Source organism: Rhodovulum sp. ES.010 (genome assembly GCF_900142935.1).
In the GTDB taxonomy this organism is placed as follows: Bacteria; Pseudomonadota; Alphaproteobacteria; order Rhodobacterales; family Rhodobacteraceae; genus Rhodovulum.
Genome location: NZ_FSRS01000001.1, coordinates 3044134 through 3066963, shown reverse-complemented (window position 1 = coordinate 3066963; position 22830 = coordinate 3044134). Strand labels below are relative to the sequence as shown.

At 66.3% G+C, this 22830-nt stretch carries 25 protein-coding genes; 9 read left to right on the top strand and 16 right to left on the bottom strand.

Annotated features, from left to right (window positions below):
* Positions 1–15 precede the first annotated feature (15 nt).
* Positions 16–2322, bottom strand: a complete 2307-nt coding sequence (locus tag BUR28_RS15120; RefSeq protein WP_074220882.1) for a DNA topoisomerase IV subunit A — start codon at positions 2320–2322, stop codon at positions 16–18.
* 51 nt (positions 2323–2373) lie between these two features.
* Here BUR28_RS15120 and BUR28_RS15115 point away from each other — a divergent pair, with 51 nt between their 5' ends.
* The 4 genes from BUR28_RS15115 (at position 2374) to BUR28_RS15100 (ending at position 5724) form a co-directional block, all read left to right on the top strand.
* Complete coding sequence (locus BUR28_RS15115) at positions 2374–3204, top strand: SDR family NAD(P)-dependent oxidoreductase (RefSeq protein ID WP_074220881.1); 831 nt, start codon at positions 2374–2376, stop codon at positions 3202–3204.
* Between the two features lie 76 nt (positions 3205–3280).
* Positions 3281–3853: a cob(I)yrinic acid a,c-diamide adenosyltransferase gene (locus BUR28_RS15110; protein WP_074220880.1), complete on the top strand. Its 573-nt coding sequence runs from the start codon at positions 3281–3283 to the stop codon at positions 3851–3853.
* A gap of 181 nt (positions 3854–4034) precedes the next feature.
* Positions 4035–4796 carry an electron transfer flavoprotein subunit beta/FixA family protein gene (locus tag BUR28_RS15105; RefSeq protein WP_074220879.1) on the top strand — a complete coding sequence of 254 codons (762 nt, stop codon included), beginning with the start codon at positions 4035–4037 and terminating at the stop codon, positions 4794–4796.
* A 1-nt stretch (position 4797) separates the two neighbouring features.
* Positions 4798–5724, top strand: a complete 927-nt coding sequence (locus BUR28_RS15100; RefSeq protein WP_074220878.1) for an electron transfer flavoprotein subunit alpha/FixB family protein — start codon at positions 4798–4800, stop codon at positions 5722–5724.
* 59 nt (positions 5725–5783) lie between these two features.
* Here BUR28_RS15100 and BUR28_RS15095 read toward each other — a convergent pair whose 3' ends face one another.
* On the bottom strand, positions 5784–6614 hold the full coding sequence (locus BUR28_RS15095) for a DUF6473 family protein (RefSeq protein WP_074220877.1): 831 nt from the start codon (positions 6612–6614) through the stop codon (positions 5784–5786).
* Positions 6615–6765: 151 nt separating this feature from the next.
* Between BUR28_RS15095 and BUR28_RS15090 the strand changes: the two genes are divergently transcribed.
* Entirely contained in the window at positions 6766–7641 is an 876-nt protein-coding gene (locus tag BUR28_RS15090) for a 3-hydroxybutyryl-CoA dehydrogenase (protein WP_074220876.1), read from the top strand.
* Positions 7642–7701: 60 nt separating this feature from the next.
* On the opposite strand, the gene BUR28_RS15085 is transcribed toward BUR28_RS15090, so the two are convergent.
* Genes BUR28_RS15085 through BUR28_RS15055 form a run of 7 tightly spaced genes read right to left on the bottom strand, consistent with a single transcriptional unit; the run spans position 7702 to position 13110 of the window.
* Positions 7702–8604, bottom strand: coding sequence for a lysophospholipid acyltransferase family protein (locus BUR28_RS15085; protein WP_074220875.1), 903 nt, complete (start codon positions 8602–8604; stop codon positions 7702–7704).
* Between the two features lie 26 nt (positions 8605–8630).
* Positions 8631–8909 (bottom strand): HPr family phosphocarrier protein, encoded by a 279-nt coding sequence (locus BUR28_RS15080; RefSeq protein ID WP_074220874.1) that lies wholly within the window; start codon positions 8907–8909, stop codon positions 8631–8633.
* Between the two features lie 10 nt (positions 8910–8919).
* Positions 8920–9312 carry a PTS sugar transporter subunit IIA gene (locus BUR28_RS15075; RefSeq protein ID WP_074220873.1) on the bottom strand — a complete coding sequence of 131 codons (393 nt, stop codon included), beginning with the start codon at positions 9310–9312 and terminating at the stop codon, positions 8920–8922.
* Positions 9309–10235: an RNase adapter RapZ gene (gene rapZ / locus BUR28_RS15070; RefSeq protein ID WP_074220872.1), complete on the bottom strand. Its 927-nt coding sequence runs from the start codon at positions 10233–10235 to the stop codon at positions 9309–9311. The genes BUR28_RS15075 and rapZ overlap by 4 nt, the downstream gene beginning before the upstream one ends.
* The gene (locus tag BUR28_RS15065; protein ID WP_074220871.1) at positions 10235–10666 is read right to left on the bottom strand and encodes an HPr kinase/phosphorylase; all 432 of its coding nucleotides are present in this window, start codon (positions 10664–10666) and stop codon (positions 10235–10237) included. Before BUR28_RS15065 ends, rapZ begins: the two co-directional genes overlap by 1 nt.
* A gap of 10 nt (positions 10667–10676) precedes the next feature.
* Positions 10677–12380: a sensor histidine kinase gene (locus tag BUR28_RS15060; RefSeq protein WP_074220870.1), complete on the bottom strand. Its 1704-nt coding sequence runs from the start codon at positions 12378–12380 to the stop codon at positions 10677–10679.
* 28 nt (positions 12381–12408) lie between these two features.
* Positions 12409–13110, bottom strand: a complete 702-nt coding sequence (locus BUR28_RS15055; RefSeq protein ID WP_074220869.1) for a response regulator transcription factor — start codon at positions 13108–13110, stop codon at positions 12409–12411.
* A gap of 335 nt (positions 13111–13445) precedes the next feature.
* Between BUR28_RS15055 and BUR28_RS15050 the strand changes: the two genes are divergently transcribed.
* Positions 13446–15044 (top strand): phosphoenolpyruvate carboxykinase, encoded by a 1599-nt coding sequence (locus tag BUR28_RS15050; RefSeq protein WP_074220868.1) that lies wholly within the window; start codon positions 13446–13448, stop codon positions 15042–15044.
* A 79-nt stretch (positions 15045–15123) separates the two neighbouring features.
* Complete coding sequence (locus tag BUR28_RS15045) at positions 15124–15882, top strand: DUF429 domain-containing protein (protein ID WP_074220867.1); 759 nt, start codon at positions 15124–15126, stop codon at positions 15880–15882.
* Here BUR28_RS15045 and BUR28_RS15040 read toward each other — a convergent pair whose 3' ends face one another.
* Positions 15883–16644 (bottom strand): sulfite exporter TauE/SafE family protein, encoded by a 762-nt coding sequence (locus tag BUR28_RS15040; protein ID WP_074220866.1) that lies wholly within the window; start codon positions 16642–16644, stop codon positions 15883–15885.
* A gap of 169 nt (positions 16645–16813) precedes the next feature.
* On the opposite strand from BUR28_RS15040, the gene BUR28_RS15035 reads away from it, so the two are divergent.
* On the top strand, positions 16814–18496 hold the full coding sequence (locus BUR28_RS15035; RefSeq protein ID WP_074220865.1) for an acyl-CoA dehydrogenase family protein: 1683 nt from the start codon (positions 16814–16816) through the stop codon (positions 18494–18496).
* A gap of 61 nt (positions 18497–18557) precedes the next feature.
* Here the strand turns inward: BUR28_RS15035 and recO are convergent, their stop codons facing one another.
* Together recO and BUR28_RS15025 are read right to left on the bottom strand one after the other, a co-directional pair.
* On the bottom strand, positions 18558–19283 hold the full coding sequence (recO, locus tag BUR28_RS15030; protein ID WP_074221682.1) for a DNA repair protein RecO: 726 nt from the start codon (positions 19281–19283) through the stop codon (positions 18558–18560).
* Between the two features lie 54 nt (positions 19284–19337).
* A complete protein-coding gene (locus BUR28_RS15025; protein ID WP_074220864.1) occupies positions 19338–19664 on the bottom strand; it encodes a DUF1491 family protein in 327 nt (108 codons plus the stop codon).
* Positions 19665–19730: 66 nt separating this feature from the next.
* Between BUR28_RS15025 and BUR28_RS19570 the strand changes: the two genes are divergently transcribed.
* Positions 19731–19976 carry a hypothetical protein gene (locus BUR28_RS19570; protein WP_139307588.1) on the top strand — a complete coding sequence of 82 codons (246 nt, stop codon included), beginning with the start codon at positions 19731–19733 and terminating at the stop codon, positions 19974–19976.
* On the opposite strand, the gene era is transcribed toward BUR28_RS19570, so the two are convergent.
* The 4 genes from era to acpS are packed head-to-tail and all read right to left on the bottom strand — an operon-like array spanning position 19937 to position 22809.
* Complete coding sequence (gene era, locus BUR28_RS15015; RefSeq protein ID WP_074220862.1) at positions 19937–20848, bottom strand: GTPase Era; 912 nt, start codon at positions 20846–20848, stop codon at positions 19937–19939. The genes BUR28_RS19570 and era overlap by 40 nt on opposite strands.
* Positions 20841–21530: a ribonuclease III gene (rnc, locus tag BUR28_RS15010; RefSeq protein WP_074220861.1), complete on the bottom strand. Its 690-nt coding sequence runs from the start codon at positions 21528–21530 to the stop codon at positions 20841–20843. Before rnc ends, era begins: the two co-directional genes overlap by 8 nt.
* Positions 21531–21537: 7 nt before the next feature.
* Complete coding sequence (gene lepB, locus BUR28_RS15005; protein ID WP_074220860.1) at positions 21538–22329, bottom strand: signal peptidase I; 792 nt, start codon at positions 22327–22329, stop codon at positions 21538–21540.
* A gap of 57 nt (positions 22330–22386) precedes the next feature.
* Positions 22387–22809 carry a holo-ACP synthase gene (acpS, locus tag BUR28_RS15000; protein WP_074221681.1) on the bottom strand — a complete coding sequence of 141 codons (423 nt, stop codon included), beginning with the start codon at positions 22807–22809 and terminating at the stop codon, positions 22387–22389.
* Positions 22810–22830: the final 21 nt, after the last annotated feature.

The window sequence follows — 22830 nt, the reverse complement described above, 5'->3', positions numbered from 1 at the left end:
CGCAACGGCCCCGGCTCAGGTGAAACGGTTGTCGCGCGGGAAGCCGCGCGGGGCCATGCGGCCGGCGCCCGCGCGCTTGCCCAGCCATTCCGAAAGATCGGCCTCGGTGCGCGTGCGCCCCGCGGGATCGCGCCAGATCAACCCTTCGGCGAGCGTGAACGTGGTTGCGTCCGACAGCCCGCCATCCTTGTATTTCTGCAGCCGCACGCCCTTGCCGCGCGCCATCTCGGGCAGCTCATCGAGGGCGAAGACCAGCACCTTCCGGTTCTCGCCCACGCAGGCAACATGATCGCCCGCCACGCGCTTGCAGACGCGCGCGACGGAGTCGCCGCGCACGTTGAGCGCCTGCTTGCCGGCGCGAGTCTGGGCCAGCACCTCGTCGGCCGCCACCACGAACCCGTCACCCGCGCTGGAGGCGACCAGCAGCTTCTCGCCGGGGCGGTGGATCATCAACGAGACGATCTCGACATCGTTCGGCAGGTCGACCATCAGCCGGACCGGTTCGCCCATGCCGCGCCCGCCCGGAAGCTGGGCTACGGGCAGGGTGTAGAACCGCCCGTTCGCCCCGAAGACCAGCAGCTTGTCGGTGGTCTCGGCGTGGATCAGGAAACGGCCCGCGTCACCATCCTTGAACTTCAGGTTGGCGCCGGCCTCCAGGTGTCCCTTCATCGCGCGAATCCAGCCCATCCGCGAACACACGACCGTCACCGGCTCGCGCTCGATCATCGCCTCGAGCGGCACCTCCTCGACCTCGGTCGCCTCGGCGAAGCGGGTGCGGCGCGCGCCGCCGGACGCCTTTCGGCCGAACGTCTTGCGGACCTCCTTCAGCTCCTCGGCGATCTTCGCCCACTGGACAGGTGCGTTTTCCAGCAACTCCTCGAGCGCCACGCGCTCCGCGATCAGCTTGTCGCGCTCGGACGACAGCTCCATTTCCTCCAGGCGGCGCAGCGACCGCAGGCGCATGTTCAGGATCGCCTCGGCCTGCACCTCGGTCAGCTGCCCTTCGGTGTCGGCGGGCAAGGGCGAGACATAATCGCCCTCCGAGGTCGCACGGACATGCGGGCGCGACCAATCCTCGGCCATCAGCGCGGCCTTGGGGTCGTCGTCGTAGCGGATGATGTCGATCACCCGGTCGAGGTTGAGGAAGGCGATCAGCAGGCCTTCCAGCACCTCCAGCCGATGATCGATCTTCTCCAGCCGGTACCGGCTGCGCCGGACCAGCACCTCGCGCCGGTGATCGAGGAACGCGCGCAGCACCTCCTTGAGCGAGCAGACCTTCGGCGTACGCCCGTCGATCAGCACGTTCATGTTGAGGCTGAAGCGCACTTCAAGGTCGGAATTGCGGAACAGCGTGCCCATCAACACGTCGGGGTCCACGTTCTTGGATCGCGGCTCCAGGATCAGGCGGATATCCTCGGCGCTTTCGTCGCGGATGTCGGCTAGGATCGGCACCTTCTTGGCCTGGATCAACTCCGCGATCTTCTCGATCAGCTTCGACTTCTGGACCTGATAGGGAATCTCTGTGACGACGATCTGCCACTGCCCGCGGCCGAAGTCCTCTTTGGCCCACCGGGCGCGCAGGCGGAACGACCCGCGCCCGGTGCGATAGGTCTGGGCCATGCTATCCTTGGGCTCGACAATCACGCCGCCGGTCGGGAAGTCCGGCCCCTCGATGTAGGTCAGCAGGGTGTCGTCACGGCAATCGGGCGTCTCGATCAGGTGGAGACAGGCCCGCACCAGTTCGTCGATATTGTGCGGCGGGATGTTGGTGGCCATCCCGACCGCAATGCCGCTGGAGCCGTTCGCAAGCAGGTTCGGAAAGGCCGCGGGCAGCACGACGGGCTCTTCCAGCGTGCCGTCGTAGTTCGGGCGGAAATCGACCGCGTTCTCGGCCAGCCCCTCCATCAGCGCCTCGGCCGCGGCGGTCAGGCGGGCCTCGGTGTAACGGGAGGCGGCAGGGTTGTCGCCGTCGATATTGCCGAAGTTCCCCTGCCCGTCGACCAGCGGATAGCGGACGTTGAACTCCTGCGCCAGCCGCGCCATCGCGTCATAGATCGCGGAGTCGCCATGGGGGTGATAGTTGCCCATCACGTCGCCCGAGATCTTCGCCGACTTGCGATAGCCGCCCGACGAGGACAGGCGCAGTTCCCGCATCGCATAGAGAATCCGCCGGTGCACCGGCTTCAGCCCGTCGCGCGCGTCGGGCAGGGCCCGGTCCATGATCGTTGAGAGCGCGTAGGTCAGATACCGCTCACCGATCGCACGGCGGAGCGGCTCGGCCAATGGCGCGTCCATCTTGGGGTCATCGGTAGCGTCGGACATGGATGTTGTGTATAGCGCGGGCCGAACGCGGTCCAGAGGCGAGTGGTAAACATGGCGGAGAGATCGGTCCTGATCACCGGGTGCTCGTCGGGAATCGGATATGACGCGGCGCACGCGCTGGCCCGCCGTGGCTGGCGGGTCTTCGCGACCTGCCGGCAAGAGGCCGATTGCGCGAGACTGCGTGCCGAGGGGCTGGAGAGCTTCCCGCTCGACTACGCCGATCCGGGCAGTATCGGCGCCGCGGTGGACGAAGCGCTGGCTCGGACCGGCGGCACGCTCGCCGCGCTGTTCAACAACGGCGCCTTCGGCTGCCCCGGTGCGGTGGAGGATTTGCCCCGCGGCGCTCTGCAGGAGATCTTCGAAACCAACCTTTTCGGGGTACATGACCTGACCGTGCGGGTGATCCCGGCGATGCGGGCGCAGGGGCACGGTCGGATCGTCAATTGCTCTTCGGTGCTCGGCTTCGTGCCGATGAAATGGCGCGGCGCCTATGTGGCGACGAAATACGCGCTGGAAGGGCTGACCGACTCGCTGCGGCTGGAGATGCGCGACACGCCGCTGCACGTTGTCCTGATCGAGCCGGGTCCCACCACCTCGCGGATCCGGGTCAACTCGATCCCGCATTTCGAACGCTGGGTCAACTGGAAGGCCAGTCCGCGGGCCGAACAGTATCGCACCAGCCTCCTGAAACGGCTCTACGAGTCGCGCGGCCCCGACAGGTTCGAACTTCCACCCGCGGCGGTAAGCCGAAAGCTGATCCATGCGCTGGAAAGCCCGCGTCCGCGCGCCCGCTACTTTGTCACGACGCCGACCTACATCATGAACGTCCTGCGCCGAGCGCTGCCCACGGCGGCGCTTGACTGGATCATCGCCAAGGGGTGAAGTCCGGGGTCGCTTTCGGCACCATTCCAGCTATGTCGCGCCCAACGGCACAGGCAAGTCAGCAACGGGGATCAGGATGGTCGTTCTGAACAAGATCTACACCAAGACCGGAGACCACGGCGAAACCGCGCTGGGCGACGGCAGCCGGGTGGCCAAGCACGGTCTGCGGGTCACCGCCTATGGCACCGTGGACGAGGCGAACGCGACGCTCGGCCTTGCGCGGCTCCATGCCGAGGGCGAGATGGATACCCGCCTTGCCGCGATCCAGAACGACCTGTTCGACCTGGGCGCCGATCTGTGCCGGCCGGACCTGCACAAGGATGCCGAGGCGGAGTATCCGCCGCTGCGCATGGTCGAGGCGCAGGTCAGGCGGCTGGAATCGGAGATCGACGCGATGAATGCCGATCTCGAACCGCTGCGCAGCTTCATACTGCCCGGCGGCTCGGCGCTGGCCGCGCATCTTCACCTGTGCCGGACGGTAAGCCGCCGGGCCGAGCGCGAAACGGTGGAGCTTGCGACCACGGACTCGGTGAACCCTTGGGCGGTGAAATACCTCAACCGGCTGTCCGACTGGTTCTTCGTCGCGGCCCGCCTCGCCAATGACGGCGGAAAGGCCGACGTGCTGTGGGTGCCGGGCGCGAACCGGTGAGCCGCAGGCCCGGCGGCTGACGGACCCCAGGGCAACAATCGAAAGCCTGCGAACGTGACGTCGAAATTTCCTGTCGCGTCGATTTTGACCTGTTTTCCCGGTTTCAGACTCGCTAACAGGTGGCCCAATGACTGACCTGCCGCCCTGCCGGGGGGCATGCTAGCCAAGGAGAGACACGCCGATGAAGGTACTCGTGCCCGTCAAGCGCGTGATCGACTACAACGTGAAGGTCCGCGTGAAGGCGGACGGCACGGGGGTCGATCTCGCCAACGTCAAGATGTCGATGAACCCCTTCGACGAGATCGCAGTGGAAGAAGCGATCCGCCTGAAGGAGGCCGGCCAGGCCGAGGAGGTCGTCGCGGTCTCGATCGGCGTCAAGCAGGCGCAGGAAACGCTGCGCACGGCGCTCGCCATGGGTGCCGACCGCGCGATCCTGGTTGTCGCCGCCGAGGATATCCACGACGATATCGAGCCGCTGGCGGTCGCTAAGATCCTCAAGGCGGTGATCGACGAGGAACAGCCCGGCCTCGTCCTCGCCGGCAAGCAGGCGATCGACAACGACATGAACGCGACCGGCCAGATGCTGGCGGCGCTTCTGGGCTGGAGCCAGGGCACCTTCGCCTCCAAGCTCGGCATCGACGGAGATAACGCGCTGGTCACCCGCGAGGTCGATGGCGGCCTGCAGACGATCAAGGTCAAGATGCCGGCCATCGTCACCGTGGACCTGCGCCTCAACGAGCCGCGCTACGCCTCGCTGCCCAACATCATGAAGGCCAAGAAGAAGCCGCTCGACGAAAAGACTCCCGCCGATTACGGCGTCAACGTCACGCCGCGACTCGAGGTGCTGAAGACCGCCGAACCGCGCGAGCGGCAGGCCGGCGTCAAGGTCGGCTCGGTCGACGAATTGCTGACGAAACTCAAGGACGAAGCGGGGGTGCTCTGACATGGCGGTTCTTCTTCTTGCCGAAGTCACCGGCGGCGAATTGCAGCTCGACGCCACCGCCAAGGCCGTCACCGCCGCGCGCGATCTGGGCGAGGTCACCGCGCTGTGCGTCGGGGCCGAGGCCAAGGCCGCGGGCGAGGCCGCCGCAAAGATCGACGGCGTGGCCAAGGTCCTCGTGGCCGAAGACGCGATCTATGGCTATCGCCTGGCCGAGCCGACCGCCGATCTGATCGTGTCGCTCGCCGGCGACTACGATCACATCGCGGCGCCCGCCACGACGGACGCAAAGAACATCATGCCGCGGGTGGCCGCGCTGCTCGACGTGATGGTGATCTCGGACATCGTGGGCGTCGTGGACGGCGCCACCTTCGAGCGACCGATCTATGCCGGCAACGCGGTGCAGACCGTCAAGACCTCGGACGCGAAGAAGGTGCTGACGATTCGCACCTCGACCTTCGACGCCGCAGGCGAAGGCGGCCCCGCGCCGGTGGAAGAGGCGGCCACGGCCGCCAACCCCGCCCTCTCCGAATGGGTCGAGGACACCGCCGCGGAAAGCGATCGGCCCGAACTGACCTCGGCCGGGGTGATCGTCTCGGGCGGTCGCGGCGTGGGTTCGGAAGAGGATTTCCGGATGATCGAGCAACTCGCCGACAAGCTGGGGGCCGCGGTCGGCGCCTCGCGCGCGGCGGTCGACTCGGGCTATGCGCCGAACGACTGGCAGGTCGGCCAGACCGGCAAGGTGGTGGCGCCCGAACTCTACATCGCGGTGGGCATCTCGGGCGCGATCCAGCACCTTGCGGGGATGAAGGACAGCAAGGTCATCGTCGCCATCAACAAGGACGAAGAGGCGCCGATCTTCCAGGTGGCCGATTACGGTCTTGTGGCGGACCTCTTCGACGCCGTGCCGGAGTTGATCGAGAAGCTCTGAGGCGACATATCGCCGAAAAATTCAATAGGCCCGCTTCGGCGGGCCTTTTTCTTCACACCTCAGGCAATAAGGTCGCGCAGCACGGCTTCCAGCGCATCCGCCACGTCCCGGTGCACCGCCGGCCCCGGAAGCGCCGCGGCCGCCAGGGCGTCCACCTCACTCAGCATCATGCCGTCCGTCCCCTCGTCGCCGGTCCGGGCGCTATCGGAGACCTCGACGACGCGGTTGAAATAGGGGCGCACCGTATCCAGCATGTGACGGGTGACGAAAAGCGGATCCTGGCCCAACCCGTCCGCATGCTGCTCGGCGTCGGGCGACCGCGTGGAGAACCACAGCAGCACCTTCTCTCCCGGCAGGCGCGTGGCCAGCATCCGCATCCGCGCCTGCCAGGCCACCTGAAGTTCGGCCACCACGATCTCGAACGCGCTCTCGGATCTTTCCTTCAGGGCGATCAGCATATGGCGGGTGAAATGAAACTCGGTGAAGTCGACGCCGGGGTAGAGCGCTTTGAGCATGGCCGAGGCCCGGAGAAACCGGTCGTTACGCCGCGGATGAACCGCGTAGAACCGGTTCGACATGTTCTGGGCACCCAGCGCCTGGATCACTGCGACCTTTGCACCCGCCGCGACCTCCATGATCGTGGCATCGTTGACGAAGACGTCGATCCCCGCATTGACACAACCCAGGTTCACGACCGGCATATCCATCGCCTGTTCGAGCAGGCTGGAATAGGGGGTAGGAATGAACTTCCCGTAGGTCTCGGTCCCGCCGATCACGGCACAATAGGCGCCCTCGAGCGTCCGCTTCGGCCCCCGGAACAGGAGTCGGGAATTGCCGTAGCGGCACGGGAAATAGGACATGTCCGCGCTGCCGGGCTTTTCGAAACTCATGATTGCCTACTCGGAGTTGCGACTCATCTTCGCCAACCTGACGTCACAGGGTTTCCAAGTCGCTAAAGCCCGGATTTTATCGGCCGCTTCACCCTTGCGCGGATGGCGCGGGGCACCTTAAGGTCCCGGCCAACAGCGCAAGGGGAACCCCATGGAAATCAGGACCGTCGGTGTGGTCGGCGCGGGCCAGATGGGCAACGGCATCGCGCATGTCTTCGCGCTCGCCGGCTTCGACGTGCTGCTGACCGACATTTCGGACGAGGCCCTCTCCCGCGCGCTGGCAAGCGTGGGCAAGAACCTCGACCGCCAGGTCGCGCGCGGCAAGATCACGGAGCCCGAAAAGACCGCGGCGCTTGAGCGGATCGCCACGACGACGATGCTGGCCGATCTCGGCCCATCGGACCTCATCATCGAGGCCGCGACAGAGCGCGAGACGGTCAAGACCGCCATCTTCGAGGACCTCCAGCCGCACCTCAAGCCCGAAACGATCCTGACATCCAACACCTCGTCGATCTCGATCACCCGGCTGGCCAGCCGCACGGACCGCCCCGAGAAGTTCATGGGATTCCACTTCATGAACCCCGTGCCCGTGATGCAACTGGTGGAACTGATCCGCGGCATCGCCACCGAAGAGGCGACCTACAAGACGCTGCTCGGCGTGGTCGAGAAACTCGGCAAGAGCGCAGCCACGGCCGAGGATTTCCCCGCCTTCATCGTCAACCGCATCCTAATGCCGATGATCAACGAGGCGGTCTACACGCTCTACGAGGGCGTGGGCTCGGTAAAGTCGATCGACGAGTCGATGCGGCTCGGCGCGAACCACCCGATGGGACCGCTGGAACTGGCCGATTTCATCGGGCTCGACACCTGCCTTGCCATCATGAACGTGCTTCATGACGGGCTGGCGGACACGAAATACCGCCCCTGCCCGCTGCTGACGAAATATGTCGAGGCCGGCTGGCTCGGCCGCAAGACGCAGCGCGGCTTCTACGACTACCGCGACGAGGTCCCGGTCCCGACGAGGTGAGACGCCTACCGCACGCAGTGCCAGAAGGCGTGCGCCGAAGGCGCTCTATCCAATAGCCGCCTAGCCCAGCGCCAGCGTCTGCTCCCTCAGCCAGGCCATGAATCCGCGCGGATTCCCGGCCCAGCATCCGATCTCATCGCGCCCGATCGCCGGCCCGATCACCGGGGCCTGCGGCCGGTTCAGGGCATGGCGCACCTCGTAAAGCAGCAGACCCTGGCGCAGCGTGGCCGAGATCTGGTTCGCGAACTGGTACCAGCGCGAATTCGCCCCGCGGAAGCGGATCGGCACCACCCGCGCGCCGGAACGCTGGATCATCTTGGCGGTGAACGGGCTCCACTCGGCCTCGACCACCGGGCCGAACATCGTCTGAGACGAGGCGACGAGCCCGGAGGGAAACAGCGCGATCGCGCCCCCATCGGCCAGGTGGGCCATGGCGCGACGGCGCATCTCGAGGTTCTGTTGCAGCGCGTCGTCCTCGTGCGGGAACGGCACGGGGATGAGAAACTGCTCGACCTCGCCTACGCCGGTCAGAAGCGAGCGGGTCAAGATCTTGTAATCCGTGCGCACCCGTCCGATCAGTTCGGCCAACACCATCCCGTCGACCAGGCCATGGGGGTGGTTCGCGACCACGACCAGAGGCCCCTCCGCCGGGATGTTGGCGATCTGCGCCTCCGGCGTCTCGACGGCGATGCCCATGAGGTCCAGCGCCTGTTTCCAGAAGGGCTGGCCTTCGGGCACACCCATCGCCTCGAACCGGCGGATCAGCCGCAACAGGTGCAGCTTTCCGGTGAGGTATTCCATCGTCTGGATGGTCCGCATCTGAAGCGGGTTCGAGAACGTATGCGCGTAGGATAGCCGCCGCGAGTCGTACGCCTGCTCGGCGAGCCGCGTGCCGTCGCCCTGGCCGACCAGCCGGGGAGAGCGATGCAGAAGAGCCGGTCTGATCTCGGTGCTGTCCACCATGGGTGCTGGTTCCCGGGACGTCTGCCCTACATGTTCTCGCCGAACCGCTCCGCCACGAGCCGTTCCAGCGCGTCGGCCAGCTTCTCCGCCTCGGGCCCGCTGGTCCTGACCTCAATAGTTGTTCCCTTCGAGGCTGCCAACATCAAAAGCCCCATGATGGAGTCACCCGCCGCGCTCATGCCGTCGCGGCTCACCTCGGCCGAGGCATCGTACTCCTCGACGCATTCCACGAACTTCGCCGAGGCCCGCGCGTGCAGACCCTTCTCGTTCACGATCTCGATGGTTCGGATCACACTATCCCCCATGGCCCGGCTGTCAGAGGCTGCCCGCGTCGAAGCTGTCGATGTATTTCCGCCCCGCCGCCAGCGCCGAGGCGGTGGCCTCGCCGAGGCTCATCCGCCGCGATTTCGCCAGCTTGATCAGCATCGGCAGGTTTGCCCCGTACAGGATGCGCCGGTCCGCGGCGACGCAGGCGCGGATCGAAAGATTGGACGGCGAGCCACCGAACATGTCGGTCACCACCACCACGCCGCCCCCGGTGTCCACCTCGTCGGCGGCGCGGCAGATTTCCTCCTGCTTGGAAATCCGGTCGTCCTCGGGGTCGATCGAGATCGCGCGGATGCCGGCCTGTTGCCCGACGACGTGCTCCATTGCGGCCAGGTATTCCCTGGCGAGCCCGCCATGCGCGACGATGACGATTCCGATCACCCGCCCGTTCCCGATGTGATCGCGGGCGCGGTCTGCGTCCGCCGTTCCAACTCTCTATGTCTTATAGACACTTGCCATTCCATTGCCGCAAGCCTCTTTGCCACGGCTTCCGCGACGGCGACCGACCGGTGCTGGCCTCCGGTGCAGCCGAACCCGATCGAGATATGGCTGCGCCCCTCCTCGCGATGGGCGGGCAGCACCAGTTCGGCCAGCGCCAGAACACGGTCCAGGAACGGGCCGTAGCGCCGATCGGCCGCGATATAGTCCTTGACGCACGCCTCCCGCCCGTCATGCCCACGCAGGGCTTCTTCCCAGTAGGGATTGCGCAGGAACCGGCAGTCGAACGCCATGTCGAGCCCGTGCGGCATCCCCCGCTTGTACGAGAACGAATGCAGCGACACCGCAAGCGGCGCCTCGCCGCCGGTGGCGAAACGTTGCGTCATCTCGGCCCGAAACTCGTGGATCGTGAGGTCCGAGGTATCGACGAGAATGGTGGCGAGGTCGCGGATCGGTGTCAGCAGGTCGAGTTCACGGCTGACGCCCTCGGCCGGGCTTTCGGCCGGCGCCATCGGGTGGCGGCGGCGCGTTTCGGAGAACCGGCGCAGAAGAACCTGGGGCCGGCAGTCGAGATAGAATACATCCGCCTCGATCGCGGCGTCGGCCGAGAGTTGCCCGATGAGATCGGCCAGCGCGCGCGCAGAAAACTCGCGCGTCCGCGTATCGACGCCAACCGCGAGCGGCGGGCGCGGGTCCGCCCCGTCGAGCAGCCGCGGGATCAGCGACATCGGCAGGTTGTCGATCGCCTCGAAGCCCAGGTCCTCCAGCAAGTTGAGCGCGGTCGACCGCCCCGCCCCCGACGCGCCCGTGACCAGGACGACGCGCTGGCTCGGCGCGGAAGGGTCTCTCTCGTCGGGGTCGGGCATCAGTCGGTTCGGCCGTGGATGACGTGCGCAAGGATCGCTGCGGGGAAATATGCCCGGTCAACCCGTCGAAGCAAGGGCACGACGACATCAAGAAATCGCGCTTCGCGGCGAGGCGGCAGGCGCTCAGTCTCGACACGGTCGAGATCAACGGCGAGCGCAACCGGCGCCTCTGGCACCGGGTCGGCGGCGAGCAGCCCGACGAAACGCGCCTCGATCCGGCCGCGGATCGCCGAAGGCGACGAGGCAACGAGGCCGTCGGCGCCGCGCGCCAGACAGGTCCGGTCGTCCGCGACGAGGCCGCCCCCCAGCGCCATCAGTTGCAGCGCGAGCCCGGACTTGCCGGCCCCCGACGCGCCGAGGATGAGCACGGCGCGGCCTTGGACGGCCACGCAGCTGGCATGAAGGATCAGCGGAGAGGCGATGCCGGTCATGCGCGCGCCCTCAGAGCGGCAGGCCCACGACGAAACGTGCGCCCAGGGGTTCCGAGGTGACGTCGGCAGCGGTGGGACGGATGTTCTCGGCCCAGATCACGCCGCCATGGGCCTCGACGATCTGCTTGGAAATCGCGAGACCGAGGCCGGAATGGTCCCCGAACTGGCCCGCGGGGCGCTCGGAATAGAACCGGTTGAAGACCTTGGCCAACGCCTGATCGGGGATTCCCGGGCCGGTATCCTCGACCACGACGAGAACCCGGCTGTCGCGGGTGCGCGCCCAGATGCGCACCGCGTCCCCCGCCTCGCAGAAAGAAATTGCGTTGGTGATCAGGTTGACGAAGACTTGGGCGAGGCGCGCCTCGAGCCCATTGATGAGGATCGGGTCCGGGGGCAGGTCCGAGATGAACTCGACGCCCTTCTCGCGCGCCTCCTGCCCATGATGCCCAGTCAGGCTGGTGAGCAAGCGGACAAGGTCGAACGGCTCTTCCTCTTCCTTGACGAGTTCGCTGTCGAGCCGCGAGGCGTTGGAAATGTCGCTGACCAGGCGGTCGAGCCGGCGCACGTCATGGTCGATCACGTCGAGCAGCTTGGCGCGCTGGTCCTCGCGCTTGGCGACGCGCAGCGTGCCGGTCGCCGAACGCAGGGAAGCCAGCGGGTTCTTGATCTCGTGGGCGACATCCGCCGCGAACTGCTCGTTCGCGTCGATGCGGTCGTAGAGCGCGGTGACCATGCCGCGCAGCGCGCCGGACAAACGCCCGATCTCGTCGGGGCGGGCCGTCAGGTCGGGGATTCGCACGCGCACCGGATTTATCTTGCGCGCATTGCGGTCGCGGCCGAGTTCGGCGGCGGCAGCAAGATCAGACAGCGGATTGGCGATGGTCGAGGCAAGCACGAGGCTGAGCCCGATCGAGACGAGGGTCGCGACGACGAAGACCTGCAGCACCTGCTCGCGCTCGATCCGCACCAGCCAGTCGATCTCGCCGCTGGCCGAGGTCACGGCAACGACGCCCACGGTGCGGCCGAGCTGCGTGATCGGCGTGGTGACGGTGAACGACGTGCGACCGCGCGCGTCGACCCCGGTCTGGACCTGGGCGCCGGTCTGACTGGTCCGCGCGACCTGGTCGCTCATGCGCTCCTGCGGGTTGCCCAGCGTGGCTCCCGCACGGTCCGAGCCGGTGACGCGCGCCAGCCCCTCCCAGATCATGTTGAGGAAATCCGTGATGATCGTGATACGGCGCTCGTCCTCGTACGACGCGACGGGCCAGCCGGGGCTCGCCAGACCGCGCGCCCGTCCGACGAGGCTTCCGGCTGCGTCGAAGACGAAGACATCCGCCCCGGGGGCGAGGTCCAGCGCCGCAAGCGTCGCCCCGACGTCGATGCCGTCAGCGGTGGCAAGCTCGACGGGTGCGCCGCGTGCCATCTGCGCCTCGAACACGTCGGCGATCAGCTCCGCCTCGGCCATCATGCTGCTCTCGCGCTGGCTGAGCAGGCTGTCGCGCGCGGGGTTCAGGTAGAGCACGCCCGAGATCAGGACGATCTGGGCAATCAGGTTGAAGGTGATGATCTTGCGCGCCAGCGGCGACCGGTTGAGCGAGACGAAGCTCCGACCCTCGCGCTGCAGCCTGATCTCGCTTTCCAACCCGGGACCCGGCGCGACCCAGTCCTCGCCGAGAACGACGTCTCCGTCCGTTGTCCGTTTCGTATCCCGCACGACCGCCCCCGGGTCCGCGTCCAGACCGTCACTCCTCGTTGTAACGGTACCCGATGCCGTAGAGGGTTTCGATCGCGGAGAACTCCGAGTCAACCTGGCGCATCTTCTTGCGCAGCCGCTTGATATGGCTGTCGATGGTCCGGTCGTCCACATAGACCTGGTCGTCATAGGCGACGTCCATCAACTGGTCCCGACTCTTGACGAAACCGGGCCGCTGGGCGAGCGCCTGCAACAGCAGAAATTCGGTCACGGTCAGCGAGACGTTCTGCCCTTTCCAGGTCACCGCGTGCCGCAGCGGATCCATCGAGAGCTGGCCGCGCACCATCACCTTGCTTTCCTCGGGCGCCGGGCCGGCGTCGGATGCGATGACTTCCTGCCGGCGCAACAGCGCTCGGATGCGTTCGACCAGAAGGCGCTGCGAGAACGGCTTCTTCACGTAGTCGTCGGCGCCCATCCGCAACCCTAGAACCTCGTCGATCTCGTCATCCTTCGAGGTGAGGAAGATCACCGGCATGCTGGTCTTCTGGCGCACCCGCTGCAACAGGTCCATCCCGTCCATCCGTGGCATCTTGATGTCGAAGACCGCCATGTCGGGCAGGCGCTTGTTGAACGCGTCCAGCGCCGCCTGGCCGTCATTGTAGGTTTCCACCTCGAAGCCCTCGGCCTCGAGCGTCATGGAAACAGAGGTCAGGATGTTCCTGTCGTCGTCAACCAAGGCAATCCTTGACATGTCGGTGTCCTCGTACTGCTCAGCGCCAGAACTGTCTGTATTCCGACGCCAATCGTCCCGGATAGATGCCGCGAATCGATTTTTACCTCCGAATCGCGGCTTTCTCGTGGCAACAATCAACGCGAAAACCCCTTACACATCGCTAATCCGCGCCAGGTCGCCGTATTCGCTGTTCCTCCGCGGGCAACAATCGTTCACCCACGCAGGATGATTGCGCTAACGCACGCGGCAAAGTCACATGATTGCGCTAACGCCGCTTTCCCGCCCTGTTGTTCCGTGGAAGCGTTATGATATAGCCGCGCATCATTCTTACGCGGCGTCATGGAGGGTGCGAGATGGAAATCGGACGGGTCAACCCCGCGCAACGTCTTGAAGATCAGGGCATAATCGGGCTCGGAAAGGTCCATTACAACCTGCTGGAACCGGCTCTGATCGAAGAGGCGCTGAAGCGCGGCGAGGGGCATCTCGGCCAGGGCGGCGCCTTCCTGGTGACCACCGGCGAACATACCGGCCGCTCGCCCAAAGACAAGCACGTGGCGCGCACCCCGGATGTCGAGGACAGCATCTGGTGGGACAACAACCGCCCGATGACGCCCGAGGCCTTCGACCGGCTGCATGCCGACATGCTGGCGCACCTGAAAGGCAACGAGGTGTTCGTCGAGGACCTTTACGCCGGGGCCGACCCCGGGAACCGACTGGACGTGCGCGTGGTCACCGAGATGGCGTGGCACGGTCTGTTCTCGCGCCACTTGCTGCGCCGACCCGCGCTGGACGAACTCGACTCCTTCGCGCCCCAGTTCACTGTCATCAACTGCCCCAGCTTCAAGGCCGACCCCGAACGTCACGGCTGCCGCAGCCGCACCGTGGTGGCGATGAACTTCGCCAAGAAACTGATCCTGATCGGCGACTCCGAATACGCGGGCGAGATCAAGAAATCGGTCTTCACCCTGCTCAACTACATCCTGCCCGAAAAGGGCATCATGCCGATGCACTGCTCGGCCAACCACGCGCCCGGCAACCCGGTCGATACCGCGATCTTCTTCGGTCTGTCGGGCACCGGCAAGACCACGCTCTCGGCCGACCCGGCGCGCACGCTTATCGGCGACGACGAGCATGGCTGGTCCGACACGGGCACCTTCAATTTCGAGGGCGGCTGCTACGCCAAGACCATCAACCTCAGCGCCGAGGCCGAGCCCGAGATCTATGCCACGACCACCAAGTTCGGCACGGTAATCGAGAACATGGTGTTCGAGCCGCACAGCCTCGCGCTCGACTTCGAGGACGACTCGCTGACCGCGAACACGCGTTGCGCCTACCCGCTGGAGTATATCTCCAACGCCTCCGACTCGGCGCTGGGCGGGCATCCCAAGAACATCATCATGCTGACCTGCGACGCCTTCGGGGTGCTGCCCCCGATCGCCCGACTGACACCGGCACAGGCGATGTATCACTTCCTGTCGGGCTTCACCTCCAAGGTGGCCGGCACCGAGAAGGGCGTGACCGAGCCCGAACCCACCTTCTCGACCTGCTTCGGCGCACCCTTCATGCCGCGGCGCCCCGAGGTCTACGGCCAGCTTCTGCGCGACAGGATCGCCACCCACGGCGCGACCTGCTGGCTGGTGAACACCGGCTGGACCGGCGGCGCCTACGGGACCGGCGAGCGGATGCCGATCAAGGCGACGCGCGCGCTGCTGGCCGCGGCGCTCGACGGCTCGCTCAACGATGCCGAGTTCCGCAAGGACCCGAATTTCGGCTTCGAGGTGCCGCTCAGCGTGCCAGATGTGCCCGAGGTGCTGCTCGACCCGCGCCGCACCTGGGCCGACGCCAACGCCTATGACGCGCAGGCGGCGAAACTGGTGCACATGTTCTCCGAGAACTTCGCCCAGTACCTGCCCTTCATCGACGACGACGTGAAGAGCGCGGCGATCGGGTGAGCGTTACGAGGATCACCTTGAAGCCCAACGCACTGCCCGGCCATTGGCCCGGGCGGTGTGCTCTGGCGTTTGATGTGCCATGACTCATGATCCTTGTGGGGCGGATGGTTGCCGCGCTGGGTGGCTCGCGGTCACGATGCCACCGGATCGACCAGAAAAGGCAAGGGCGTGCATTGTCGAAAGCGCCAAGGATTTGCTCGCGGTCGGTTCATATGTAGCAATCGACATCCCGATCGGTCTGGCAGACGCGGCAGGTGAGCAGCGGCTAGCGGACAAGGCAGCGAAAGACTTCCTTAAGGAACGTGCAATAGACCCACTCGTGCGAAAGGGGTTTCCCGAAACCCGAGTGTTCTTGTCGCCAACGAGGGAACATCTTTCGTTCTTCAATTCGGACCCCAGCAAGCGAGGTTACTGGGATCTTTGCGAGACGCTTCCAAAGGGAAAGCGGCTTTCACCTGTCGCATGGGCAATCTGTACCAAGATCGTCGAGTTGGATAATCTTCTCAGCGAGAAGACCGACGTTCCGCTGTATGAGGTCCATCCCGAGGTCTCCTTTGCTGCCTGTGCAGGTCAGACGTTAGCGCCCAAGAAATCCACGAGGCGCAAGCCATCTCCTGGGCCCGAGCAACGCAGGTCTCTGCTCGAACGTATCGGCTTCGACCTCGAACGACTTCGACACGGGCTCGGCAGACGTACAGGCCGCTGGGCGTCCGACGATCTCTACGACGCCTGCATCGCGCTCTGGTCCGCCGACCGCATCGCCCAGGGCACGCACGCAACGCTCCCCGATCCGCCGCAGCGCGACAGCCGCGGGCATCGCATGGCGATTCACTACTGATCAGCCGAACAGACCCTTGCGGATCAGGTTCCCGGCCGCGATCGTCAGGATCACCAGGGTCGCCTTGCGAAACCGGTTGGGCTCCAGCCGATCTTGCACGCGGAAGCCCAGCCACATGCCCAGCGCCGCCGGCACCACGAGCGCCGCGGAGAATGGCAGCGTCTGCGCGTTCAGCACACCCGATCCCAGATGGGCAGCCACCAGCATCACCGCACCCAGCAGGAACACCACCCCCTGCACGCGTACCATCTCGACCTTATCGGTGTTGAAGCTGAGCAGATAGGCAATCACCGGCGGCCCCCAGACCCCGGAAATACCGCCGAAAAAGCCGCCCACAAGCCCCGTCGCCACCTCGGCCCGCGCCCGGTGCCGGGCAGGCAAGATCAGTTGCCGGCCGAGCAACTGCGAGAAGGTGAACCCCGCGATCGGAATGCCAAGCAGCAGATACATCGCCCGGTCCGGCAGGATAGTGACCAGCGGCGCGCTCAGCCCGATCGCCAGCACAACGCACCCGATCAAACGCCAGTAGCGGCACACGGACCCCCAAGCCGCTGCCGCCCCCTGCCGGAAGGCCTGGGCGACATTCGTCAAGAGCGTCGCGAGGATCAGGCCGGCCAGCGCAACCTCGGCCGGCAGAAAGCTCGATAACCCCGAGATCAGGATCATCGGCAGCGCAAAACCCACCGCGCCCTTCACGAACCCGCCAAACAGCGCGACCGAGGCCGCCGCGGCGAAAAGAGGTGGATCGATCCCGAAGAGCATGGGCCCCCTGACTGGTCCGGCCCCTGCCCTATATCGCAGGCTGTCAGGCGCCGCAGCGCCAAAATGCCTTGGACATTTTGCTTCGCAAAGCCTGTGGAAATTGAATTTTTGTTGCGCTGCACCTGCGAAGGGCCTATGTCAGCCGAAGCCCGAGAGAAGGAGACGATTCATGCCCCATGACGGCCAGGACATGCCCGCCGAAACCGCCCTCCTCCCTAACCTGATGACGCTGACGAAGGCGGCGCTCGGCCCGGTCGACAGTGTGCTGGAGGCCGCGCGGCAATCGCTTCGCGCGAAGGTGACAGAGGGCGACCGCGTGTCGGGCCGCCTTGTCGAGGCGCACCAGACGGCCGCGCACGGGCTGGCCTGGCTTGCGACCTACGCGCAGGCGCTGCACCAGATGCAGGCTTGGGCGGAGCGGCTGAGCGAAGGCGGCAAGTTCGGCGAGGTTGAGCAGCTGATCCACCAGATCGCGTTCGGGGAATACCTCTGGCAGATCTACGGCGGCATCCCGATGAGCCAGACCGAGATCGTGCGGCTGCAGGATATCGGCCTGAGCCAGGAGGATCAGCGTGCGCTGATGACGTCCGAGGTCATGACGCTGACACAGTCCGGCAACACGCCGACGGCCCGCGCGCGCCTCGTCGCGCTGATGCAGGAGCAATCCGCCAACGTAACCGTGGGCGCCACCGGGCTCGAAGACGAGCTGGAGATGGTCCGCGAGCAGTTCCGCCGTTTCGCCGTGGACCGCGTGGAACCCAACGCCCATGAATGGCACCTCAAGGACGAACTGATCCCGATGGAGGTCATCGAGGAGATGGCCGAACTCGGCGTATTCGGGCTGACCATCCCCGAGGAATATGGCGGGTTCGGGCTGTCCAAGGCGTCGATGTGCGTCGTGTCCGAGGAGCTGTCGCGCGGCTACATCGGCGTGGGCTCGCTGGGCACGCGGTCCGAGATCGCCGCGGAACTGATCCTCTGCGGCGGCACCGAGTCGCAAAAGCAGGAATGGCTACCCAAGATCGCGAGCGCCGAGATACTGCCGACCGCCGTCTTCACCGAGCCGAACACCGGCTCCGACCTCGGCGCGCTCCGGACCCGCGCGGTCAAGGTGGGCGACGATTACGAAGTGACGGGCAACAAGACCTGGATCACCCACGCCGCGCGCACCCATGTGATGACGCTGCTCGCCCGCACCGATCCCGAAACGACCGACTACAAGGGCCTGTCGATGTTCCTGGCGGAAAAGACGCCGGGCACCGACGAAAACCCCTTCCCGACCGAGGGCATGACCGGCGGCGAGATCGAGGTGCTGGGCTATCGCGGCATGAAGGAATACGAGCTCGGCTTCGACAAGTTCAAGGTCAGGGGCGAGAACCTGCTCGGCGGGGTCGAGGGCCAGGGCTTCAAGCAGCTGATGCAGACCTTCGAGAGCGCGCGCATCCAGACTGCGGCGCGCGCCATCGGCGTGGCGCAATCGGCGCTGGACGTGGGCATGCAATACGCCCAGGACCGCAAGCAGTTCGGCAAGCCGTTGATCGCCTTCCCCCGCGTCGCGGACAAGCTGGCGATGATGGCGGTGGAAATCATGGTCGCCCGCCAGCTGACCTATTTCGCGGCCTGGGAAAAGGACCACGACCGGCGATGCGACCTCGAGGCGGGGATGGCGAAACTCCTGGGCGCGCGCATCGCCTGGGCGGCGGCCGACAACGGCCTGCAGGTGCACGGTGGCAACGGCTTCGCGCTGGAATACGCGATCTCGCGCATCCTGTGCGATGCGCGCATCCTCAACATCTTCGAGGGTGCGGCCGAAATTCAGGCACAGGTCATCGCGCGGCGCCTGTTGGGCTGAGAACGCATCAGAACCGACCACCCGCCCCGGCCCCATGGCCGGGGCGTTTTCGTTCGGGGCCTCAGTCCATCCGCCCCAAAAGCTCCGCCAACCGCGCCCGGGTGCCCGGCAGCGGTTTCTCTCCCAGTGCCGGGGCCAGCCATTTTTCCAGGAAGTGCCCCGTCGTCCGCAGCCCCTCGGCGATTTCCTCGGCGCGCACCGGCCCTTGGCCCAGCAGACAGGGCGGCAGCGGCAACAGGCGGTCCGCCCAGTCGCCCGCGCCAGCCGCACTGACCGCCCGCCCAGTGCGCGGTGAGACGTAAACGAGATCGTCCCGCTCGCCCGTGACCGCGCAGCGCGACAGGTCGAGCCCGAACCCCATCTCTTCCAGCAGTGCCATCTCCCAGCGCAGGTAGGCCAGCGGCCAGGCGTCGGCATGGCCGAGCAGGTCGAGAAGCGTCACCGACCGTCCGTAGAGCCCCGGGTGCGGTGCCCGTTCGGGCAGGGCGAAGGACAGAAGCGCGGTTACGGCATTGAGCCCGGCCAGCGCGCGGGCGTCGCCCAGAACGTGGGCGCTGCGCGAGCGTACAGGCTCCACCGTGTAGCTGCCGATGTGGTCCTCGATCCGTGCCTTCCAGGTCACCGCCAACTGCGTGCCGGGCTGCAGGACCGGGCCCATGCGGCGGCCTGCCCCGCCGCGCACCACGCCCAGGTGCCGGCCGTGCTCGGCGGTGAAAAGCTCGACAATGGCGGAACTCTCGCCATGCCGGCGCACCGCCAGAACCGCGCCCTCGTCCCGCCATTCGATCATCCGCCACCCCGGCTGTCTTCCCGGTCGGCCCACTCCACGCCGGCGCCCGCGTCAGGTCAACCCGTCCTCGTCCAGCAGGTGCCGGCCCGCCCGATCCTCGACCTCGATCACCCAGAGATCGGGATCGAAGCCGCGCTGCCGCGCGATCGCGGCGTCCACCTCGGCCTCGTGCCCCTCTGCGAGCACCACCCAGACCCGGTCCCCGGTCGACAGGTCGAAAGATCTCTGGAAGGCGCGCGCCTGCCCGTCAAGCGTGTTCAGCTTGACCAGCACAGCCCCGGCCGTGTCGTCGCCATGGGTCACGACGAAGGCCGGTATTCCGGCAAGCCTGAGCCGCGCGAGATAGGCCTTGATCCAGAAATCCGATGTCAGACGCATTGCCACGCCCTCTGGTCTCGGCCCGCCGCCACGCTATGATCGCTGCGCGAGACGAAAGAAAGACCGATGCCCGATCGTTTGCCGACCCCCGGACCTGCTAAGGCGATCTTCGCGATTGCCATCCTGATCAACATCGTCGTCGTCACCGGCCTATGGCGGGCACCGACCGCGATTCTGCTGATGCTCTTCGCCAACATCTTCGCCTGTGGAGCCATCTACTGGATCATCGTGCGTCATTTCTTCCACAGGTTCCCGGGCCAACCGGATGACGCTCAATCCCCCTCCCGGAAATCGAGGCCCATCTCGGAATAGCGCTCCGCCTCTTCCAGCCAGCCCGGGCGGACCTTGACCTGCAGGAACAGGTGGACTGTGCGGCCGAGAAACTCGGCGATCTCGGCCCGTGCCGCCTGGCTGACCGCCTTGATCGTCTCGCCCTTTTGGCCCAGCACGATGCCCTTGTGCCCGTCGCGCGCCACGTAGATCAGCTGGTCGATCCGGGTGGAGCCGTCCTTGCGATCCTCCCAGTTCTCCGTCTCGACAGTCAACTGGTAGGGCAATTCCTGGTGCAGCCTCAGCGTCAGCTTCTCGCGCGTGATCTCGGCGGCGATCGTCCGCATCGGCAGATCGGCGATCTGATCCTCCGGATAAAGCCACGGGCCCTCGGGCAGGCTTTCCGCGAGCCACGCGCGCAGATCGTCCACCCCGTAGCCCTTTTCGGCCGAGATCATGAAGCTCCGGGCAAAGGGATAGGCCTCGTTCAGCTCCGCCGACAGCGCCAGTAGCACCTCGGCCTTGACCCGGTCGATCTTGTTGATCGCCAGCGCCACGGTCTGGCCCTCGGGCACCCGCTCGCGGAGCGCCTCCAGGATCGCGTTCACGCCGCCCGTTCGCCCGCGATGCGCCTCGACCAGAAGCACCACGATATCGGCATCCGCCGCCCCGCCCCAAGCCGCGGCCACCATCGCCCGGTCCAGCCGGCGGCGTGGCCGGAACAGACCCGGCGTGTCGACGAACACGATCTGCGCATCGCCTTCGATCGCCACGCCGCGAATGCGGGTGCGCGTAGTCTGCACCTTGTGGGTGACTATCGAGACCTTGGCCCCGACCATCCGGTTGAGCAGCGTCGACTTGCCGGCATTCGGCTCTCCGATGAGAGCCACGAATCCCGCACGGGTCTCAGCCATCCTTCGCCTCCATCCGCTCGAGCAGCGCGCGCGCCGCGGTCTGCTCCGCCTGGCGCTTGGCCCCCGCGGTGGCGCAGGCCTCTTCGCCAGTAGACAGGCGCGCCGCAATAGTGAACTGCGGCGCGTGGTCCGGCCCCTCACGGGCGATCTCGGCATAGACCGGCGGGGGCAGCCCGCGCGCCTGTGCCCATTCCTGCAGCGCGGTCTTCGCGTCGCGTGCGTCGCTTTCGACTGCGCCGATCCGGGCGCCCCAAAGCCGCAGGACCAGGGCCTTCGCCGCATCGAACCCCGCATCGCGATAGACCGCCGCGATCACCGCCTCCATCGCATCGGCGAGAAGCGCCTCCTTGCGCCGGCCGCCCGACATCATCTCGGAACGGCCGAGCTTCAGCACCTCGCCAAGCCCGATCTCGCGGGCAACCTCGGCGCAGGTTTCGCGCCGGACAAGCGCGTTGAACCGCGGCGCGAGCTGGCCCTCGGTGGCACCGCCATCGGCTTCGAGCAGCGCCTCGGCCATGACAAGCCCCAGCACCCGGTCGCCAAGGAATTCCAGCCGCTGGTTGTCGGGCCGCGTGGGGCTGGACAGCGAGGAATGGGTGAGCGCCCGCACCAGAAGGTCGGGACGCTTGAACCGGTGTCCGAGGCGCTTGGTAAACGCGCTGAGATCGGCAGAGAGCTTCACGGCCGCCCTAATCGACGGCCTTGAAGAAACGATCGCCCCGCCAGGTCCACACGAAGAACAGCGACCGCCCGGCCGAGGAGAACATGATCCGATCGGCCCGTCCGATCAGGTTCTCGGCCGGCACGAATCCGACACCCCCGTTGGCGCGGGCATAGCGGCTGTCCTGGCTGTTGTCGCGGTTGTCGCCCATGAAGAAATAGTGCCCGTCGGGGACGGTAAAGACCGGCGTGTTGTCCGAGAAGAAGCCGTCGCGGATATTCAGGACATTGTGACTTTTGCCGTTCGGAAACGTCTCGACCGCGCGCGACTTGGCGCAGGTGCCGCCCTCGCCCACCGGGGCATTCTCGCACTGCGGATAGTATCCCATTGGCCCCTGCCGACGATAGGTCTCGACGAAATCACCGGCGGGCTCCATCTCGACCGGGGCCCCGTTGAGGTGCAGCACGCCCTCTTTCATCTGGACCGTGTCGCCGGGCAACCCCACGAGACGCTTGATGAAGTCCGACCCGTTCACAGGGTGGCGGAACACCACCACGTCGCCGCGTTCGGGCTCCGACGCGAATATCCGGCCCTCGATGGGACACAGGCCGAACGGGCAGGAATAGCGCGAATAGCCATAGGCCATCTTGTTGACGAAGAGAAAATCGCCGATCAGCAGCGTGTCCTTCATGGAGCCCGACGGGATCCAGAACGGCTGAAAGAAGACCGTGCGGAAGATCCCGGCGATCAGGAGCGCCCAGAAGATCGTCTTGACGGTCTCCCACAGACCGCCCTGCTGCTTCTCGCCCGTCTTCGCCATATGCCCGGTCCTGCCTTCTGTTCGATCGTCGCTTCTTGCGGTCGCAGGCATGGGCTGTCAAGGCGCCGTCGGGTCATCGGCGCCGGAGGGCACCGCCTCGATCACCACGAAGGCCTGCGCCCACGGGTGGTCGTCAGTAAGGGACACGTGGACGATGGCCTCGTGGCCTGCCGGCGTCATCTCGGCCAGACGCTCGGCGGCCCAGCCGGACAGCCGCATCACCGGCTGTCCGGTCCCCAGGTTGGCAACGCTCATGTCCTTCCAGGCGATGCCCATGCGCAGCCCGGTACCCAGCGCCTTGGAGCAGGCCTCCTTGGCGGCCCAGCGCTTGGCATAGGTGCCCGCTACATCGGCGCGCCGCTCGGCCTTGCGCTGTTCGACCTCGGTGAAGACGCGCGTGCGGAACCGGTCGCCGAACAGGTCGAGCGTGCGCTGCACACGCTCGATATTGGCCAGATCGGTGCCGATGCCGAGGATCACGGGCGCGCCCCCATTGCCGGG

Bases quoted from the DNA above. Each gene is read 5' to 3' on its own strand.
- BUR28_RS15085 (WP_074220875.1), bottom strand. From the start codon at position 8,604: ATGGTGGACAGCACCGAGATCAGACCGGCTCTTCTGCATCGCTCTCCC.
- BUR28_RS15035 (WP_074220865.1), top strand. From the start codon at position 16,814: ATGCCCCATGACGGCCAGGACATGCCCGCCGAAACCGCCCTCCTCCCT.
- BUR28_RS19570 (WP_139307588.1), top strand. From the start codon at position 19,731: ATGCCCGATCGTTTGCCGACCCCCGGACCTGCTAAGGCGATCTTCGCG.
- BUR28_RS15040 (WP_074220866.1), bottom strand. From the start codon at position 16,644: ATGCTCTTCGGGATCGATCCACCTCTTTTCGCCGCGGCGGCCTCGGTC.
- lepB (WP_074220860.1), bottom strand. From the start codon at position 22,329: ATGGCGAAGACGGGCGAGAAGCAGCAGGGCGGTCTGTGGGAGACCGTC.
- BUR28_RS15110 (WP_074220880.1), top strand. From the start codon at position 3,281: ATGGTCGTTCTGAACAAGATCTACACCAAGACCGGAGACCACGGCGAA.
- BUR28_RS15105 (WP_074220879.1), top strand. From the start codon at position 4,035: ATGAAGGTACTCGTGCCCGTCAAGCGCGTGATCGACTACAACGTGAAG.
- BUR28_RS15120 (WP_074220882.1), bottom strand. From the start codon at position 2,322: ATGTCCGACGCTACCGATGACCCCAAGATGGACGCGCCATTGGCCGAG.
- rapZ (WP_074220872.1), bottom strand. From the start codon at position 10,235: ATGCCCGACCCCGACGAGAGAGACCCTTCCGCGCCGAGCCAGCGCGTC.
- BUR28_RS15100 (WP_074220878.1), top strand. From the start codon at position 4,798: ATGGCGGTTCTTCTTCTTGCCGAAGTCACCGGCGGCGAATTGCAGCTC.
- BUR28_RS15115 (WP_074220881.1), top strand. From the start codon at position 2,374: ATGGCGGAGAGATCGGTCCTGATCACCGGGTGCTCGTCGGGAATCGGA.
- BUR28_RS15055 (WP_074220869.1), bottom strand. From the start codon at position 13,110: ATGTCAAGGATTGCCTTGGTTGACGACGACAGGAACATCCTGACCTCT.
- BUR28_RS15065 (WP_074220871.1), bottom strand. From the start codon at position 10,666: ATGACCGGCATCGCCTCTCCGCTGATCCTTCATGCCAGCTGCGTGGCC.
- BUR28_RS15025 (WP_074220864.1), bottom strand. From the start codon at position 19,664: ATGCGTCTGACATCGGATTTCTGGATCAAGGCCTATCTCGCGCGGCTC.
- BUR28_RS15090 (WP_074220876.1), top strand. From the start codon at position 6,766: ATGGAAATCAGGACCGTCGGTGTGGTCGGCGCGGGCCAGATGGGCAAC.
- BUR28_RS15045 (WP_074220867.1), top strand. From the start codon at position 15,124: ATGACTCATGATCCTTGTGGGGCGGATGGTTGCCGCGCTGGGTGGCTC.
- BUR28_RS15080 (WP_074220874.1), bottom strand. From the start codon at position 8,909: ATGGGGGATAGTGTGATCCGAACCATCGAGATCGTGAACGAGAAGGGT.
- BUR28_RS15095 (WP_074220877.1), bottom strand. From the start codon at position 6,614: ATGAGTTTCGAAAAGCCCGGCAGCGCGGACATGTCCTATTTCCCGTGC.
- era (WP_074220862.1), bottom strand. From the start codon at position 20,848: ATGGCTGAGACCCGTGCGGGATTCGTGGCTCTCATCGGAGAGCCGAAT.
- BUR28_RS15050 (WP_074220868.1), top strand. From the start codon at position 13,446: ATGGAAATCGGACGGGTCAACCCCGCGCAACGTCTTGAAGATCAGGGC.